General features: G+C 34.9%; 25 protein-coding genes and 1 tRNA gene. 24 read left to right on the top strand and 2 right to left on the bottom strand.

The window, feature by feature from the left end; translation table 11 throughout:
• Positions 1–435: 435 nt before the first annotated feature.
• Positions 436–849 (bottom strand): hypothetical protein, encoded by a 414-nt coding sequence (locus tag OEW74_RS07305; RefSeq protein ID WP_265427845.1) that lies wholly within the window; start codon positions 847–849, stop codon positions 436–438.
• 606 nt (positions 850–1,455) lie between these two features.
• Between OEW74_RS07305 and OEW74_RS07310 the strand changes: the two genes are divergently transcribed.
• Positions 1,456–1,662: a hypothetical protein gene (locus OEW74_RS07310; RefSeq protein ID WP_265427846.1), complete on the top strand. Its 207-nt coding sequence runs from the start codon at positions 1,456–1,458 to the stop codon at positions 1,660–1,662.
• A gap of 247 nt (positions 1,663–1,909) precedes the next feature.
• Entirely contained in the window at positions 1,910–2,110 is a 201-nt protein-coding gene (locus OEW74_RS07315; RefSeq protein ID WP_265427847.1) for a hypothetical protein, read from the top strand.
• A gap of 199 nt (positions 2,111–2,309) precedes the next feature.
• On the opposite strand, the gene OEW74_RS07320 is transcribed toward OEW74_RS07315, so the two are convergent.
• Positions 2,310–2,783, bottom strand: a complete 474-nt coding sequence (locus OEW74_RS07320) for a helix-turn-helix domain-containing protein (RefSeq protein ID WP_265427848.1) — start codon at positions 2,781–2,783, stop codon at positions 2,310–2,312.
• 117 nt (positions 2,784–2,900) lie between these two features.
• Between OEW74_RS07320 and OEW74_RS07325 the strand changes: the two genes are divergently transcribed.
• From OEW74_RS07325 to OEW74_RS07430, 22 genes are all read left to right on the top strand, one after another.
• Positions 2,901–3,119 (top strand): hypothetical protein, encoded by a 219-nt coding sequence (locus OEW74_RS07325; protein ID WP_265427849.1) that lies wholly within the window; start codon positions 2,901–2,903, stop codon positions 3,117–3,119.
• An 11-nt stretch (positions 3,120–3,130) separates the two neighbouring features.
• Positions 3,131–3,400, top strand: a complete 270-nt coding sequence (locus OEW74_RS07330) for a hypothetical protein (protein ID WP_265427850.1) — start codon at positions 3,131–3,133, stop codon at positions 3,398–3,400.
• Between the two features lie 15 nt (positions 3,401–3,415).
• The gene (locus OEW74_RS07335; protein WP_265427851.1) at positions 3,416–3,733 is read left to right on the top strand and encodes a hypothetical protein; all 318 of its coding nucleotides are present in this window, start codon (positions 3,416–3,418) and stop codon (positions 3,731–3,733) included.
• A 180-nt stretch (positions 3,734–3,913) separates the two neighbouring features.
• A tRNA-OTHER gene (locus tag OEW74_RS07340) sits at positions 3,914–3,990 on the top strand.
• Positions 3,991–4,172: 182 nt separating this feature from the next.
• Entirely contained in the window at positions 4,173–4,511 is a 339-nt protein-coding gene (locus OEW74_RS07345; RefSeq protein WP_265427852.1) for a hypothetical protein, read from the top strand.
• An 8-nt stretch (positions 4,512–4,519) separates the two neighbouring features.
• Complete coding sequence (locus OEW74_RS07350; protein ID WP_265427853.1) at positions 4,520–4,714, top strand: hypothetical protein; 195 nt, start codon at positions 4,520–4,522, stop codon at positions 4,712–4,714.
• A gap of 96 nt (positions 4,715–4,810) precedes the next feature.
• Positions 4,811–5,113, top strand: coding sequence for a hypothetical protein (locus OEW74_RS07355; protein WP_265427854.1), 303 nt, complete (start codon positions 4,811–4,813; stop codon positions 5,111–5,113).
• A 7-nt stretch (positions 5,114–5,120) separates the two neighbouring features.
• On the top strand, positions 5,121–5,537 hold the full coding sequence (locus tag OEW74_RS07360) for a hypothetical protein (RefSeq protein ID WP_265427855.1): 417 nt from the start codon (positions 5,121–5,123) through the stop codon (positions 5,535–5,537).
• Positions 5,538–5,706: 169 nt separating this feature from the next.
• Positions 5,707–6,171, top strand: coding sequence for a hypothetical protein (locus OEW74_RS07365; RefSeq protein ID WP_265427856.1), 465 nt, complete (start codon positions 5,707–5,709; stop codon positions 6,169–6,171).
• 5 nt (positions 6,172–6,176) lie between these two features.
• Positions 6,177–6,665 (top strand): hypothetical protein, encoded by a 489-nt coding sequence (locus tag OEW74_RS07370; RefSeq protein ID WP_265427857.1) that lies wholly within the window; start codon positions 6,177–6,179, stop codon positions 6,663–6,665.
• A gap of 10 nt (positions 6,666–6,675) precedes the next feature.
• Positions 6,676–7,050, top strand: coding sequence for a hypothetical protein (locus OEW74_RS07375; RefSeq protein ID WP_265427858.1), 375 nt, complete (start codon positions 6,676–6,678; stop codon positions 7,048–7,050).
• A gap of 210 nt (positions 7,051–7,260) precedes the next feature.
• Positions 7,261–8,232, top strand: coding sequence for an RNA-directed DNA polymerase (locus OEW74_RS07380; RefSeq protein ID WP_265427859.1), 972 nt, complete (start codon positions 7,261–7,263; stop codon positions 8,230–8,232).
• Between the two features lie 180 nt (positions 8,233–8,412).
• Positions 8,413–11,679, top strand: coding sequence for a DNA primase (locus tag OEW74_RS07385; protein ID WP_265427860.1), 3,267 nt, complete (start codon positions 8,413–8,415; stop codon positions 11,677–11,679).
• A gap of 463 nt (positions 11,680–12,142) precedes the next feature.
• Positions 12,143–12,604, top strand: a complete 462-nt coding sequence (locus OEW74_RS07390) for a hypothetical protein (RefSeq protein WP_265427861.1) — start codon at positions 12,143–12,145, stop codon at positions 12,602–12,604.
• 4 nt (positions 12,605–12,608) lie between these two features.
• On the top strand, positions 12,609–12,998 hold the full coding sequence (locus OEW74_RS07395; protein ID WP_265427862.1) for a hypothetical protein: 390 nt from the start codon (positions 12,609–12,611) through the stop codon (positions 12,996–12,998).
• On the top strand, positions 12,995–13,462 hold the full coding sequence (locus OEW74_RS07400; protein ID WP_265427863.1) for a hypothetical protein: 468 nt from the start codon (positions 12,995–12,997) through the stop codon (positions 13,460–13,462). The genes OEW74_RS07395 and OEW74_RS07400 overlap by 4 nt, the downstream gene beginning before the upstream one ends.
• Before the next feature lie 39 nt (positions 13,463–13,501).
• Positions 13,502–14,002: a hypothetical protein gene (locus tag OEW74_RS07405; protein ID WP_265427864.1), complete on the top strand. Its 501-nt coding sequence runs from the start codon at positions 13,502–13,504 to the stop codon at positions 14,000–14,002.
• Positions 14,003–14,024: 22 nt separating this feature from the next.
• A complete protein-coding gene (locus tag OEW74_RS07410; protein WP_265427865.1) occupies positions 14,025–14,843 on the top strand; it encodes a S49 family peptidase in 819 nt (272 codons plus the stop codon).
• Between the two features lie 3 nt (positions 14,844–14,846).
• Positions 14,847–15,323: a hypothetical protein gene (locus OEW74_RS07415; protein ID WP_265427866.1), complete on the top strand. Its 477-nt coding sequence runs from the start codon at positions 14,847–14,849 to the stop codon at positions 15,321–15,323.
• Positions 15,324–16,343: a hypothetical protein gene (locus tag OEW74_RS07420; RefSeq protein ID WP_265427867.1), complete on the top strand. Its 1,020-nt coding sequence runs from the start codon at positions 15,324–15,326 to the stop codon at positions 16,341–16,343.
• An 11-nt stretch (positions 16,344–16,354) separates the two neighbouring features.
• Entirely contained in the window at positions 16,355–16,693 is a 339-nt protein-coding gene (locus OEW74_RS07425) for a hypothetical protein (RefSeq protein WP_265427868.1), read from the top strand.
• 2 nt (positions 16,694–16,695) lie between these two features.
• Entirely contained in the window at positions 16,696–17,250 is a 555-nt protein-coding gene (locus OEW74_RS07430; protein ID WP_265427869.1) for a hypothetical protein, read from the top strand.
• The last annotated feature ends 1 nt before the right edge of the window (position 17,251 follow it).

Consider the following 17,251-nt stretch of genomic DNA (forward strand, 5'->3'; position numbering starts at 1 on the left):
TTTAAAATTTTAACCTAAAGAATTTGCATATTAACATAGAACATCCGGGCTAAGAAATGAGGTTTCAAAACCAGAATTTAAAAATTAAAACAAATTGTCACAACTTAGAAAACTGTAGCGCAAAAAAAAATAAAAGATTAATCCATTAAATAAAATTCCCATTGCTTGGAAGCGTTTAAAACTAATAACCAATTACAATAAATAATCCGCACGGGTTTTGGGAATTTTAGGATTGATTATTCATGTTAGCAAAAGATTCCACCTTTGAACTTTTATTGAACATTCATACACTTCATTATATTGTCGAAATGCATTTACCAAACTGTATTTCAAACAAAAATCCAGATTCATTGATCTGGATTTTGTTTTGAAAATTTTTTTAATAGTAAGTTTTTGTGTTTGGGCTAATTTTAGAAAATAAAATATTGTATTATTTTAATTTTCAAATTTTATCGGTTCGCTCCAAAGAATTTCATATTCTTTATTTTCGACTTTGTCAAAGAAAGATCCAAAAGAATAATATTTATTTGGAAAAATAATTTTTTTGAATCCAATTTTGAAATAATTACTTTTTGACTTAGGATTTTTTGTCACCAATAATTTATATTTCTCAGAAATATTGTTTTCAAAATGTACATATACAGGAAAGTTGGAATCACATCTAAATGTTTCAAACGAAAAATCCTTATTGTCAAGTATGAAGTTACTATTGTAGGAACAACTCATAATTCCATATAATTTATTATTATTTTTATTTTTTACAAATTGAATTTCGACTTCTTGACCAATTTTTTCAGGATGATATTCTTTTAAATATCGGTTATTATTTAGATTTAAATTTGTTTTCACGGTTTTAATATCCATTTTTAATTCTGGTTTTTCTTCACAAGAAAATATTAAAAATAATATCAATAAAAATAATGGGTATCTCATTTGGAGTACGAATTCGTGATACTGCAGATAACATTTAAAGTTACGCATTACGTTAATATAAGACATATACATTTGCGTTTTTTATTATATCGATAAACGCAACATAATGATAAATGAAAAACCGATACATCAATTAGCAATTTATCATCATACTATCGATGTCAGTTATACAGATAAGAAAAGATAAGAATTTGTTAAAAACAAAAAAAGCGTTGAAAATCAACGCTTTTGCAGAGAGGAAGGGATTCGAACCCTCGATACAGTTACCCGCATACTACCTTTCCAGGGTAGTAAAATAAACTTGTAACAGACTGATATTGTTTTGTATGCGAAATTAAATATATATTTGTTCGGAAAATGTTTGTAAAAAATTTTTAATTAATCATCCGTATAAATACTGATTGCAGTAAAAATTAATTTACTATTTTTATCATCATGTATTGAAATACTACTTGTCTTTTGAGTTTTACACAAAGTAACGTTACTTTACAACTCAATTATTAACAATTAAAATTTCAAAACATGAAAAAACTGATGTTCGCTATAGCAGCGATTTTAATGATGTCAATGTCTTCTTGCAGAAACAATGATGTTGAGAACGTAAATGAAGAAATTGCATTTGAAAAACTAAAAACCAATGAAGAACCACCCAAAACAGCAGCAAGAGATTCCCTTCCGCAAAACCCAGACACCGGACTCGGACCGATCGTCATCACCCCACCGAGATAATAAAAAAATAAGTAGAGGCAAACAGATTGCCTCTACTGTTTTACTTATTTTTTCCGGACTACTGCTCTATGCAGATAACTTTTTAGATTTTGCTTTTGACCTTAATCAGCCTGTTCCCAACTTTATTATTCTTAAAAACTTCATTTATGCTTTGGAGATCTCCATCGCACCTATTATAATTATTTTTACGTCCAGGATGAAACCTTTTACATTAGCGTACTTGGTGCCTTTATATGCATATATGAATATGATTATCGGAAACATTATTCTTGTATACGGATATCAGATTTTCGATTTCTGGTGGTACAGATTACTTATTGCAGGAACGGTAATTCCGGTTTACTACATATTAGTTCTTACTATAAGATATTACGATGCGAAAGATCGCGAGGAAAAAGCCAAAGACAGACTATTAAAAAACTACCAATCACAGTATGACGAAGAATAAAACATTACATCAGCAGTTTTTAGAAGAAATCGACAAATTGATGATGATTGCTGATAAACAGCTGGAATCAAAAATTATTACTCACAAAGAGTATAGGAAAATTATGTATTTGCTAATTGATAAGACAGAAGAATACATGAACAAAATTGAGAAAACGGAATTACCAAAACTTGATATTTTGAATTATAAGAACATTGATTTATTCGACTTGACCAATGTCTTGTTTTGTACCGGTTGATTTCTCTCTTTCCAGTAATTCGATATCTAAATCTTTTAGAACATTAATGGCCAACTGCAGTTGTTTTCGCAGTAGGTCATTTTTCTTTTTCTCATCTACGCCATCTTTCTGCATCTGAGTAATTGTTTCATTCAATTGCTCATTTTCTTTTCTAATCACTTGGATTTCTTTAAAGATTAAATCAAGTTTCGAATCTAAATCTGTTTTACTATTAAATATTTTATATTCTGCGTTTTCTTCTTTAACCGAATTTTTTAATTCCACCTCGAAAGATTCGTCGATAAATTTCTGAAGCATTTCAAACTTCGTAGTAGGTATTTTCCCATCCCTTTCATAACTACTGTATGTTGGATATGATATACCTAGCTTAACTGAAGCATCTGTTTGACTTAAACCTAATCTGGCACGTGCTTCACGAAGATCTTTTGCATTCATATTGGAATTCAGTTTTTAATTTTTATAAAATATTTTATATTTTTATTTTTAAGTATAAAATATTTTATATAGATTTGTAAAGTATTTAATATCTAATTGTTTACAAATATAAAGAAAATGTATATAAAAGACGAAATTCTAGACTCGATTTTGACCACTCCGGAGCATTTCGCAGCTATTTTCTTATTGGTTAATAATAAAGGAGTTGTCGAAACAACGGCTTTCGCACTACAAATGCAATTAGAGCGTAAGTATAAAGTAGCAAAACAAAGTATTGTTATTGCAGATTACTTCCGATCTAAAGGATATAAAGATTCAGAAATTTTTGAAAACTAAAATCAAAATGTATGACTATTCCTGAAGGTTACATGCTTGTTCCGGTAGATGTTTACAACCGATTTTTTAAGAATATGGATTGGGTAGACACCGAAGAACCAACAATGAGTGATGTAGAAAAATACCTGGAAATATCAAGCAGCAAAATAAGAAGCGATATGCGAAATATAGATTGCCCGCTCAAACAAACCTACAAAGGTGCAAAAGGTAAAGGCAATCAAAAAAGATTTACAAAAGAATCGGTAGAAGCTTACAAAAAGTGGCTAATGAAAATTAATTAAAAATCTATAATAACTATGGAAGACATTAAAAATGAAAAATTTGAAATTGATAATTATTTTGATTTCACAATTATGGATGAATATGCCAACAGATGGGATGGAGATTTTGAGCCAAGTGAAGTAACGATTGCAATAGGTTCAAATAGCAATTCTTGTAGCATCGCAGAAGTTAATGTGAAAGAATTTGAAAACTTAGAAAAATGGAAAATTATTCAAGTTGCCGATAACTGTACCGAAATTGAAGTAAAAGGTTTTATAGAGGAGAAGCATGATGAATTAAAATTATTACTCTCCGAAAAGCTTGATGACCCCGACAGCAATGGTCAATGTTAAAAATTAAAAGCACTTCACGAAAGGGTTCACATCATATAAATTAACCTATTTATTCTTTTCAAAGCACGAACCCGATCAGCGCAGAAGTTTGAAGTGCTTTTTTTAAGGCTTTAGTTTCCTATGATATAGTAGTGATTGGATCGGTAGTTCTCTGTTGTGAAACCCAGAACTACATTTTTTGGAAAAGTGGCGGAATTGGTAGACGCCCCTCTTGGATGAGAGGTAATAAGTTTCAGGTTCGAATCCTGACTTTTCCACAGGGTTATGTTTAGCCGTTCTTAACGAGCCCTTTAATTCGTAGTGTAACGGAGGGTTTAGGCGATAACCTTTTAAAAAGCTCCGGACAGCGGGAAAGACTGCATTCATGGTTATTAGTTTTTACCCGACTGGCTATTGTCGGTCGGGTTTTTTAATCGAATTCAATTTAAAATTAAATATTATGTCAAACAAACCCCTCAATTTTTACGGACAAATTAACTATACCGATTTAAAGGCGGCGATGATGTCCGGTAAAGTAAAAGCGCAGAAAGTTCAAACTAAAGAAGGTGAGAAAATTTTTGTCGATGTAAATGTCTGGGTTCACTATGAAGCTGACCAATACAACAATAATGCATCTGTGCAGTGTGCCTTAAAAAAGGAAGCTTACGAAGCTGGCGAGAAAAACACCTACTATGTAGGAAATCTTAGATATCAAAGCCCGAAAACTACCGAAGCAACTGCTCAGGATGTTGCGAACGCAGTTGGGGGGGCAGTTAAAGATGATAATTTTTCATTTTAGTATAAATTATGACTCCAGAAGTTCGTGCTTTTGTAGAGAACTACTCTAAAAAGCCAAAACCTAAAATGAGTATTGCACAATTTTTCAAAACTCATAATCATGAAATTTGGAAAACGTGTTTTGATTGCGGTGATCATTTCGACATTAGAAAAGAACTTCACCATGATCAATGTCCAAGTTGTAAATCTAAAAACATTAAATAATCATGAAAAAACAATTCACAGAAATGACATTTGCAATTTGCTGGTGGATATTAACAGCAATTTTCGTTTTTTATTTAATCCTAAAATACATTCCTAATGTCTCAACAAATTAAAAATTTAAAAGAACAGATTTATAAAGCCTTCTCAGACGTAGAATCCGCTGAGTTTCTGAAAAATCAAATCGAAAAATCAAAAATAACTTTTTCCGAAAGCTTTATTGTATACATGAAAAAATATCCGCAAAGTAACTTTCGAGAATGGTCAGAAAGGTTTATTGAAAAATTCAACATCAATTCCACCGTTCCAAGCGAAATTCAGGTAATTGGAATTTCACTTTTGGCTTTGGATGAATTAGAGCACGATATTACTAACGCCTACTTATTTACAAGAAATATTTAAGCATTCCATGAAACGCGTCAACTCTCGTCAATACAAAATACTAGTCGGTTTCTGCAAAAAAGTATTTAAAGACCGTAAATATATTTCACAGAAAAATTTCGGTTTGCTGATGCAGCAAGAATTAACGCAGATGACTTGTCGGTATAGACGGAACATGCTTTCGCTTCAATTGATTAAAGAGAAAAATCAACTTATCACTCCGGGAATAATGTTGACGCATTTTAAATTACAGGATTACCAAGCGATTACCCGACTGCAGAAAACCGGAAAGCTCTGGATCATCGATAAAAAAATAAAATATCAACCCAACAACCCCAAAACCGAGTTACAGTTACCTGATCACTGGATTATTGAAAGTAAATACAGAGGGATTTTAATCTTTAATGTAAAAAGCAATGAAAAATATGAAGAAACGAAAGTATAACGCTTTGTACCGATTGCGTAAAAAAGGTTTAAATATTAAAACATCAGCTAAAACTATATTTACCCCCCCAATTTTATTGAGTATTCGGAAATGAAAATCTTAATGTCAGAATTTCATTTTATCATACAAACAGAACTTTTTTAAAATAGTAATAAAAAAATAATTCATAATGGAAACAATTACAATCGAAATCCCAGAGGGATATGAAATCGAAAACTTTGATAAAACTACCGGAAGGGTGTCATTCAAAGAAAAGCCCAAAGACATTAAAAAAATGATCAAAAATTTTTCTGATGTTCTTAAATATCACGGAATAGATGATAATGATTTTCACCATGCCAATGAAGGTTTAGAAGGTGATGAAATTGCTTACAGGAAAATAAAATTAATTGTATCAGCTTATAATCTCAAAGAGGTTCCGGATTATAATAATTCCAACCAAAGAAAATATGAGCCAAGATTTTATATTCCTTCTTCTTCGGGTGCCGGTTTTTCGTACGACGACTACGATGACTGGGTTACGTATTCGGGTGTCGGCTCTCGCCTTTGCTTCCTTGATTATGATAATATGATAGATGCAACAATCAAGTTTTTAGATGTATATGAGGAATTTATAACGACAAAATCAAACTAATAAATATGGAAAATTTAACTATCACAAAAGAAGCCGCAATTAAAGCGCACGTAGAAGCTTCTAAAAACGGAAAAATACTTCTTGAAAACCTATTAGGAAAGAAAGTATTTCTAACGAAAATAGAAGAAAGGATTAAATCTGTCGATGATGCTATTAAAGAATTGGGAGATAATGATATTGAAGTGCAAGAATACAAAAAACTTATTTCCGCAGAAATAGAATCTCACTTACTTCAATATCAATCTGCCATAGTTATTTGTAAGGCATTAAATGAGGGTTGGGCTCCAGATTGGTCAAATTCAGCCGAATACAAATATTACCCATGGTTTGATATGGAAGGTTCTTCTTCGGGTGCCTGTTTTTCGTACCTCGACTACGCTTACTGGTTTACGTATTCGCTTGTCGGCTCTCGACTTTGCTTCAAAAGCCGTGAATTAGCTGAGTACGCCGGAAAGCAGTTCACAGAAATTTATAAAAAATTTATGACTATTTAATTTATTTATTATGAAAATTACAGAAAAAGTTAAAAGTTTTGAAGATGCTTGTCAGGTTTTAAAAATCGAAGCTAATCTTCCACAGGTTGAAAAGTTACCTGAAAATAATCAAAAAGCAATTATAGCACATTACAAACTTGTAATTATTGCAGAAGCATTAAATGAAGGTTGGGAGCCCAACTGGTCAAATTCAGCCGAATACAAATATTACCCATGGTTTGATATGGAAGGTTCTTCTTCGGGTGCCGGTTTTTCGTACGACGACTTCGATTACTGGATTACGTATTCGTATTTCGGCTCTCGCCTTTGCTTCAAAAGCCGTGAACTAGCTAAATACATCGGGGAAAACTTCACCGATTTATACAAAGATTATTTCGTGCTGTAAAAATATAGGTTGTGTGATGTTGTGGTTGTAGTTCTTCTTCAGGTGCCAGTTTTTCGTACAACGACTACGATAACTGGAATACGAATTCGAATGTCAGCTCTCGATTTTGTGAAAATACTTACATCACAGACCATACCTCTTGGTAAAAAACAAAAAAAATTCAAAGTCGTTGGTAACTACAGTGAAAACGACTTTTAATAAGCAAAGGATATGAAAAGAATTGGAGATTTATATCAGAAAATTATAAGTATCGAAAACTTAAATATAGCTGATAGAAAGGCCCAAAAAGGGAAATCTAAACAGTATGGGATTTTAAGACATAATAAAAATCCAGATCATAATATATGGGAACTTCATAAGATTTTAATCGATAAAACTTACAAAACTTCTGATTATGATGTTTTTAAAGTTTACGAGCCGAAGGAAAGAGACGTTTTTAGATTGCCATACTTTCCAGATAGAATTACACATCATGCGATAATGAACATTTTAGAACCAATTTTCTTGAAGGTTTTTACATCTGATTCGTACAGTTGCATTAAAGGAAAAGGTATTCATTCAGCATCGTTTGCCGTTCGAAAAGCTTTAAAAAATGTAGAAGAAACAAAATACTGTTTAAAGTTGGATATCCGAAAATTTTACCCGAGTATAGATCATGATATTCTAAAATTACTATTGAAAAGAAAATTTAAAGATAAAGATCTTCTTTGGTTGCTTGATGAAATTATTGATTCCGCTCCCGGATTACCGATAGGAAACTATTTAAGTCAATATTTTGCAAATTTCTATCTAACCTATTTTGATCATTGGATTAAGGAGGTTCTGCGTGTTAAATTCTATTTCCGTTACGCTGATGATATTGTTATTCTACACAGTGACAAAAGCAGACTTCATCAGATTTTAAATTTAATCAAACTTTATTTAGAACAGAATTTAAAACTTGAAGTGAAAGATAATTGGCAGATTTTTCCAGTTGAAAAAAGGGGGATTGATTTTGTTGGATATGTACATTTTCACACTCATGTCTTGCTTAGAAAATCCATAAAAAAACGATTTGCTCAGATGCTTAAAAGAAATCCAAAACGAGAATCAATAGCTTCTTATAAAGGTTGGTCTAAGCACTGCAATTCTAAAAACTTAATCAAAAAATTATTACCAAATGAACAGCTTCAAAGATTTTAATATAAAAGTTTCATCAACCTCGTTTGTTGGCGATAAAGTTAAGATGATGAAAGTTTTGAATTCAGAAATTATCGTTCATGATTTCGTTATTAAAGATTCAGAGAGAAAGCCGGGAAAGATAAATTTCCTTTTACAACGACAATCACTCAGGAAGATCAAATGTTTCAATTCACTTAAACCATGAGCTACATCAAAAAAGAATTTATCGACCGCCTGATTTCTGATGCTGATATCGTGCAGGTTTTTTCTGCTTACGAAGAATCGATGAAGAAAAAAGGCATTACATATCAATGCTTATCGCCTTATGCAACTGAGAAAACGGCTTCGTGTGTGGTTTTCCCTAAAACACAGACTTTTAAGGATTTCTCAAGCGGAAATTCAGGAAATGTCATTACATATTTGATGCACAAAAAAAGCCTCACCTATGCTCAGGCGGTGGAAGAACTGGCAAAAATTCAGGGCAAAGCAGTAGAATACGAAAAACCCGAAATCGCCGAAAAGAAAAAAGAGAAACAGGCTGCAGAAAAAGATCTCAGAAAATACCTTGAAGCTTTATCAAAGAAATTTCAGGAAGTATTGTTTAAGCTTCCGAAAGATCATCCGGCATGGCTGGAAATTGCCAAAAGAAAATATTCCGACGATGAAGTAAAATTCTGGGAGCTCGGTTATGCGCCAGGTAATAATTTTATGTACAATCTCTTTTCGCAGTTTGGTTCCGTTGAAGTTGGGAAGAAGTTGGGTTTAATCAACGATAAAAATCAAGATAAACTTTGGGATAAATTGATTTATCCTATTTATGATGATCGTGGGAAAATCACGGGATTTGCTTCACGTCAGCTCAACCAAGATCCTAATTTTGCGAAATGGATGAATCCTTCGGAAAATGATTTGTATCATAAATCTAACCAACTTTTCGGGCTTCATCTAGCAAAAACAGCGATCATTAAACAAAACAGGGTTTTCGTTACCGAAGGCTACAACGATGTTATTGCGTGGCATAAATACGGCTTGGAGAATACCGTTGGAATTTGCGGAACCGCTTTCACAATTAAGCAGATGGAAATATTGAAAAAGCTGACTACCAAAGTCACGCTTTGTCTTGACGGCGACAAAGCCGGACAGAAGAAAATCGCTGAATATACACAGCATCTACTTCGTTTAGGTTTTGGCGTAGAAGTCTGCATTCTTCCCGGTTCGCTCGATCCGGACGATTACAGCCGAAAGTTCAGATATTTCCCGCCTGTATATTTTGCGGACGGCAAGACTGAGAAAATGATATCTCTGGAAGAAACCCTCCAATGTTATACACAGAACGGTTTTGAATGTCTAATGGCTGAAAAAATTCAGGGTGACGAGCTCGACCGGAATAATGGCATCAAGCAAATCGTAAAAACAATATCTAATATCAGCGATTCAGGTTTAAAAAATATTTACACTGAAAAACTCGCAAAAGAAGCTAAATTAAAACCTGCGATTGTAAAACAGCTTTTTAAGGAGCAGGAAGCGGAAAATGTAAAGTTCATCAATGCCGGAAACGAAAAATATCAGCTTCCGAAAGGGATTACAATGACCGTGGAAGAAATTGATGCGATTGTCACAAAATACGAATTGTTGATCGATAATAATCAGATTTACATGGTCGATGATATGTCAGAGCCGATTCATTTCCGTTCAGTTTCAAACTTCAGCATTCAGATTCTGCAGCACATGAACGATGATAAATTCCCAAAGAAGCTACTCAGCATCTGTAATTTTAAAGGAGATGAAAGAATCTTCGATGTTCCTGCAAATACTTTAAATGCACCACAACGTTTTAAAGACGCACTTTCGGACCAGGGAAATTATCGTTTCGAAGGAAATCAGAAAGACCTGGATAAATTGGCGGCTTATCTTTTTGATCAGATGGGAGTCGGTCGTAAAGTTGACGTACTCGGTTGGAATCCTGAAGGTTTTTTTTGTTGGAATAATTCAGCGACGATTCCGGGTAAACAATCTATTCCTATAACGAAAGACGGAATTTTCCATTATGACGGACATACGTATTACGTTCCTTCAGCGAATGAAATCTATCGCAATAATCCATATCGATTTGCCAAACAGAAGAAACTGATGCTGAAATCAGCGAGCTTTCCAATAGAAGACTATCTTTCTCAGGTCTACAAAGTTCACCGTGAATTTGCCATACCTGGAATTTTATTTGCGTTTGCAACGGCGCATCAAGATCTGATTTTTGAAATTGCCAAAGGCTTTCCTGAATTCTTTCTCTATGGTCCTGCTTCTTCAGGGAAAGACCAGTTGTTTTCTTGCATCAAAAGGATGTTTGGTTTAACGGAAACAGATTCTATTTCCCTGCAGAATGCGCAATCTACCGGAAAGGGAAAGATTAGGGTTTTTGCGGAAACATCCAACATGGTCGTGCATCTCTCCGAGTTTACCAATAGCATTAAAGACGATACGGGAATGCTGAAGGGATTGTGGGAAAAAACAGGTTACACCATGGGAACGATTGATTCTAAAGTTTCTACTGACACCGTGCCGATTTTGTCTTCAGCCCTGGTTACCGGTAACGAATATCCAACGGACACGGCTTTGCTTTCCCGATTGGTTTTCGGGGAAATGACGAGAAATACGTTTAATGAAGAAGAAAAGGAAGATTATAAAAAACTGGCAAAAATGCTGACGGAACCGGTAACGAGTTTTATGGACAAAGTAGTTTGGGAAAGGCAGGCGTTTGAAGATAATTTCAGGGATAAATTCAATCTGTGGAAAAAAACACTGTCGGCGAGAAAACCGTTTGAAGGAGCGATCGACCGTATCATCACCAATTACGCAATTCTCGGCGCAACCTACGACGTTCTGCGTGAAGTGAATGCTTTTGTCTTCCCGTTCAGCATGGATGAAATGCTGAAGACCTTTGATGCGTTCGTGACTAATCTCAGAAGCAAGATTTCCAGCGCAAGTATTTTCATCAAATTCTGGGATCTGTTCCTGCTCGGTCTTCGTGGCAATTCTACATCGCATCTGCGGGAAGGAAGAGATTTCCGCATCGAAGGCAATATCTTGAGCATCCAGTTCACCAATGTCTATCTGAATATACAGAAAGAATGGTTCCCGAGATTCTCAGAGAGCTGCCCAGGTAAAAAGACGTTTGAGGACGAAATCAAAAAGGAAAGCTACTTCATCGAGCCAGGAAAAATGAAGATGGTGAAAGACGATATTGTCGACGGTAAGCTGGTTGAGAAATCGACATCCTGTTCTGTCTATAAACTAGATCTGAGCAAAATGCCGGAAGATACAAGAGAAAATATTGAGTCGACTGTGTATTGGCAGAGACAAAGCAGAGATTCTAACGGCAACTTATTTCCCGAATCCCCTGCAACCCCAGAGGATTCCCATTGGGAAGGAAATAATATAGCGAAAAATGGAGAGCTTAGTTTCAAGTTTTAACCTCTTTTTTTTAAAAAAAATAAAATAAAATCCAATAAAGGCACTTTTTCAGATTCAACCGATTCAACTTTTCAAATAGTAATGATTATCAGAGTTTTAAAGTAAAAACAAGCTTAAAAAAGTTGAAAATAAAGTTGAAAGTGGTTGAAAGTGGTTGAAAATAGGTTTTGCATTTTCAACCATTTTCAACCGATAAAAAACCTAAATAACTGATAATCAATTTGGTTGAACGGTTGAAAGTTGAAAGAGCGATTTTAGTGTATCAGAACAAAAAATAAAAAAATTAATATTAAAAATGTAGAAAATGAAAGCACTTATAGCATGTGAATATTCCGGAATAGTTAGGGAAGCTTTCAAAAAGAAATGATGGGATGCAATTTCTTGTGACCTTTTACCTACAGAAATTCCAGGAAAACATTATCAAGGCGATGTATTTGATATAGTTAATAATGGATTTGATATCATGATAGCATTTCCTCCTTGTACTTTTTTAACAGTAACAGCAAATCGTTCTTTTTTAAATAATCCGGAAAGATGGGAAAAACGATTGGAAGCTGTAAAATTTGTTTATAATTTAATGAATATTAATATTGATTTCATAGCTATTGAGAATCCAAAGGGAGTTTTATCAACACATATTAGAACTCCAGATCAATATATTCAGCCTTATGAATTTGGTCATCACGATTCAAAAACTACAGGTCTTTGGTTAAAAAATCTGCTTCTTTTAGAACCTACAAAAATAGTAGAACCTAAATGGGTTTATCCAAAGTCAGGTTCTGGTAAGAGAATGTCAATAACTCATGCAAATAATCCAAGTACTAACAATCCCAAAAACGCACTAATGAGAAGTAAAACCTATAATGGAATTGCTGATGCTATGGCTGAACAATGGACGGAATATTATCTAAATAAAAATAAATAACAAAATGTTCCCAAAACACAACACCCTCCGTCCCGACAATACGCACCCGCTGTTTGAAGAAATGAGCTGTAAAAAGATTGGTTTTTCGCCTTTCGTATTCTGTGAGTTCTTTCAGGGGATGGAGGTGCTGCAGGTAAAAGGAGAGGAAACCAATGAGTATGTTTTCGGCATCTATGCTGGTGGTCGTTTGGTCGGGACCGTCTATTTCGGAGATTTGTACACTGAAGACCAGCTCCTGAAGATCAAACAGAATTTTTTCCCTCCAACATGGGATGAAATACAGATTTATGTAAATAATATCAGCGGAGTGTGGTATTATAAAATGCACCCAAGCCAGTATGCTTTTGTTTTAGAAAACCCTAATATTTTAAAAAAAATTACTGAAAAAAAATGAAAATAACAATCCACCTTCCAGTAACACCCTACATCAAAAAATTTCTCACCGTTCGTTTGGGAAAAGAATATCATCTGAGTCTTGACGATTGGTTCGGTAGCATAATCATAAATATGCTGGAGAATAAAACGAACAAAAACTACAGCATCAGCGAAAGCAAAAAGGAAAAGAAAACCGAACATTTTTGTTTCACGGCTTCTCTTTCACTTTCTTCCAAAAGTGGTTTCTTCATTGAAGAAAGGCACGAACATCTTATTAATAAGATTATGGATTCGCTGTTCAGGGAAGATCTGTACATCAATGCGATCATCAATAAGCGTGAATACGATATTGATTACAACACGAGCATCAATAATATTCTGGATGCCTACGACATCACTGAAGAAGATTTAAGTGTCGATGCTTTGAAGCGTGACTTGAACCGGAAGCGTGAAAAATTTGAGAGTATGCTATTTCTTTCTTAAAGACGACAAATAAAACTTTTTCAAAATTATTACCGAAAAATGCAAAACTTTACAAACATACCCGAAAACTTCATACGCGAACTGCGGGGAATTTTGGTTTTCGACAAATCAAAAGTAAGCTATCTTAATCAGTTGGCCGGCAAATTTCCCAATCCGGAAGATGCGCTGTATAAATATTGCGTGCTTCCGGGTGATGCATCCCGAAGTATTCCGACCGAATTCATTGCGGGAAATCCTTATTACTCGCCTGATATCTCCATGAGTTTAGTTGATCTTACCGTTGCCAACCGTGAACAATGGTATGAAGAACTGAACCGATTCAATCATTTTGCGGTAATTCTCGTTTCCAATACCGAAATGATGATGCTTGGAAATGACCGATTTCCGTTAAGTATTACCGTTTCAGATTCGATCAGTGACGATGGTTCCGGAAGCGATTCTTTTACGCTGAGAGTTTTCGGTGAAACGATCATCGCACCGGTAGTTTATAAAATAGTTCCCAAATTTAAAGTCCTTTTCTTCATTCCACCAATCTTATAGTTTTGTCCGTGAAATCAATACGATGCACGGAATTAACCAATATTTTAACCAGCCCATGATGATAGAACAGAATTATTTAATTTCTGTTCTATCGGCGTTGTTGCCAGGTTATAAAAACAACACTTTTTCTTCGCAGGAAAAAATTGACGAGAAATTCAAGGCTAAACTCAGCAATCAAATGTCAACTTTTTCGGAGCAGAGTATTTCAAAGTTTCCGGTAATGATTGATATTATTGGACCGATCATTAAATACAGCGATTGGTGGTATACTGGAACACAGACCATTCTACAAATTCTCAAATCTTTGGAAATGGACGAAAGGGTTTCCGGAGTTTTGCTGAATATCGATTCCGGTGGCGGTATGGGTGACGGAACCCGCGAACTTGCCGATTTTATTTTCAATATGGAAACTCCGACCATCGGTTATTCGAACGGTTTGGTTTGTTCGGCTGCAGAATACATTTATGCAGCTTGTGATTTAAAAACTTTGAATCCGCATGCAAGTTGGATAGGTTCAGTTGGAACCTACATTCCTTTCGCTAATTATGACGGGATTTACGAAAAATTGGGAGCTGTCTTTCAGGATATCTATGCTCCGGATTCTTCTCTTAAAAATCTTGCGTGGCGAGAAATGATCGATAATAATAATGATGCGCTGTTTGAACAGATGGCTAAGTCTTTTAACGACGAATTTTTGTACGATATCAAAAGATTTTACGGAGACAATTTAAAAGATGACGGCAAAGTGTTCAAAGGCGACTTATACAGACCTTCTGAAGCTTTGGCGATTGGTCTTGTCGATGAACTCTGCAGTATTGAAGAAGCAATAAATAAATTTTAAATAATGAAATATCCCAAATTATCTGCCTTTTTTGGCCTTGCGGTGTTAAACATTCAGTCCGGTTTTTTCGGTCAGAAAGCACATGCGAGATTAGATGAAGAGCAGCTTCAGAAACTGGAAGATCACATGGCTCAGGAAAGCGGTGAGAATCTTCAGACGCAGCTTACTGCATTGCAGGAAAAGTATGATGCTTTAGTCACCAGCAATACCAATTTGCAAACCGAGAAAGAAGGTTTACAAAACGCCGTTACTGCTGCTATTGAACTGAACGGCTTAACAACCGAAGTGACCGCCGATACTACACCTTCACAGGCTGTGGAACTGCTTGGTACAAAATGTAAGGAATACGGAGCGTCTAATAACAGACATTCGTTTACTAAAAACGACGGCAAGGAAAAAGAGGAAAAAGAAGATCCTTCTGCATCGTACGAACACAATCAAGTGATGACCGACAAATCAAAATTCAAAACAATTTTATAAATGGCTCTTAATACTACAGAAATCAGATCCGATATTGTTGCTTATATCAATAAATATCCAGATGCTTTTCAGGCTGCGTTGCATGCAGATGGCATTTTCTTAAGTAAGTATGCAAAAAGACTTACCAAAATAAATGGTGAATATCCGAGTGTAGTCGCTTTGATGGGCCATGTTGTTCAGGCTTACTATTCTAAAAAGTTTTCGCCGTTTACAGATGTGACTTTCAAGAAAAAAGACTTGAAGACTTTCAGACAGAAAGTAGATTTTCAACTTGATCCTGCGGAGATTTTAGGAACAATCTATGCCGATAAATTTGACGAAGGTAAAAAACCTCAGGATAAGCAGATCACAAAAGATATCATGGCTATGGTTCTTAAAAAAATCATTGATGATGTAAATTATCTTTCTATCAATGGAGTCTATGATTCAACTAAAACAGGGCTTGATACTCCTGAGTTTGGTTTCTCAATGGATGGCTTGAACAAAATCATTACAAATCTTGAAGCCGATACTACAAATCCTGCTTACATTATTCCTGGTGATGCAATTACGGCTAATAATATCTTAGCTCAGGTTACTTCTTTTGAAAAGAGCTTACCTGCAATGGCAAAACCTAAGGTAAAATATATCTTCACTTCTCAGGAAGATGCTGAAGAATATCAGGAAGCTAAAGATGACGCTTTTGGATTAAGACCATCTTTCAACGAATCTGAAAACCTTAAAACAAGATTCGGAAAACGTGAATTGATCGGAATTCCTGGTTTAGCAAAAGGAACTCTTTTCGCAACGATCAATGATAATCTTTTAGAATTGGTTGATGTTGTTGAAAATCCGGCTCAAATTACGGACGTACAAGTTGACAAAAGAATTGTAAACATGTTGGGTGAATTCTCATTAGGTTACGATTTCGCGATTAATCAGTATGTCTATTTGCATAGTGCTGATGCTGATCTTAATTTAGGTTTGAACAACAGTACGCAAAACAAACTGTTTTATCCTAACGAAAGTAAAATCGCTTAATTTTAAATAAAATGGCAGAAAATAAAATCCAAGCTACTCCTCTCACTGAGGAGCAGCTTAAAAAAAGAGAAGAGGCTTTGGTTGCCGGTGAGGCAAAACTAAAAGAAGCACAGGAAGCTTTGAAGCAGGAGAAAAAAGATTTTGCAGAAAGCAAGAAAGGAGCAAAAGCTGAAAAGGTTGTTCCTGGTGAAAAATTTGAATTTCAAGGTATGAATAAGAAATTCAGAGACACGGCACCGAAATCCATCAGATATGATGGAAAAGCGTGGACACAAGCTGAACTTATCAAAGATCAAGACGCAATGAACGATCTTGTTTCTTCAAATTCTAACCTATTTGAAAATTTATAATCATGCCAGATTGCTTCGACGATATAAACTTAGAAAATATCAACCATTGTCCGAATGATGAGACAGTGGCTGGTTTGTCAACTGCGCTGTACTATATTCCTGCGCCTCACATCACGACCTTTACTAAGCCTGCAAAAACAGGATCTTATTCAGAGTCTGCAACAATTGTTTCAGCCGGATTGGTTGCCGATACTGGGAAAGGATGGAAAAAAATTGATGTGCAGATTGACAAGAATCAATTAACCAATTTGCCGATTGGATCTAAAGGAAACTTAAAACTGAGAGGTCAGCTTGATGTTTTTATTCCTGGATTCAAAAAAGCTTTGGTAGGTTTCCAGCGTGCGCATCTGAACACGCCAATGATTTTCGGAATTCCGGATTCTGAAGGTCAGATGTGGATCGTAGGAACTCCGGACAGCCCGTCTTATTTCGCTTCACTTTCATTGGCTTCCGGTGATACTGGAGAAGTAGATTCAGGACTTACAGGACAGATCATCGCCAACTCTACGATTTATGCGTATGACGGTGATTTAACGGTTTTACCAGATACTCCATAAG

The organism is Chryseobacterium sp. YIM B08800, assembly GCF_026163565.1.
GTDB lineage: Bacteria > Bacteroidota > Bacteroidia > Flavobacteriales > Weeksellaceae > Chryseobacterium.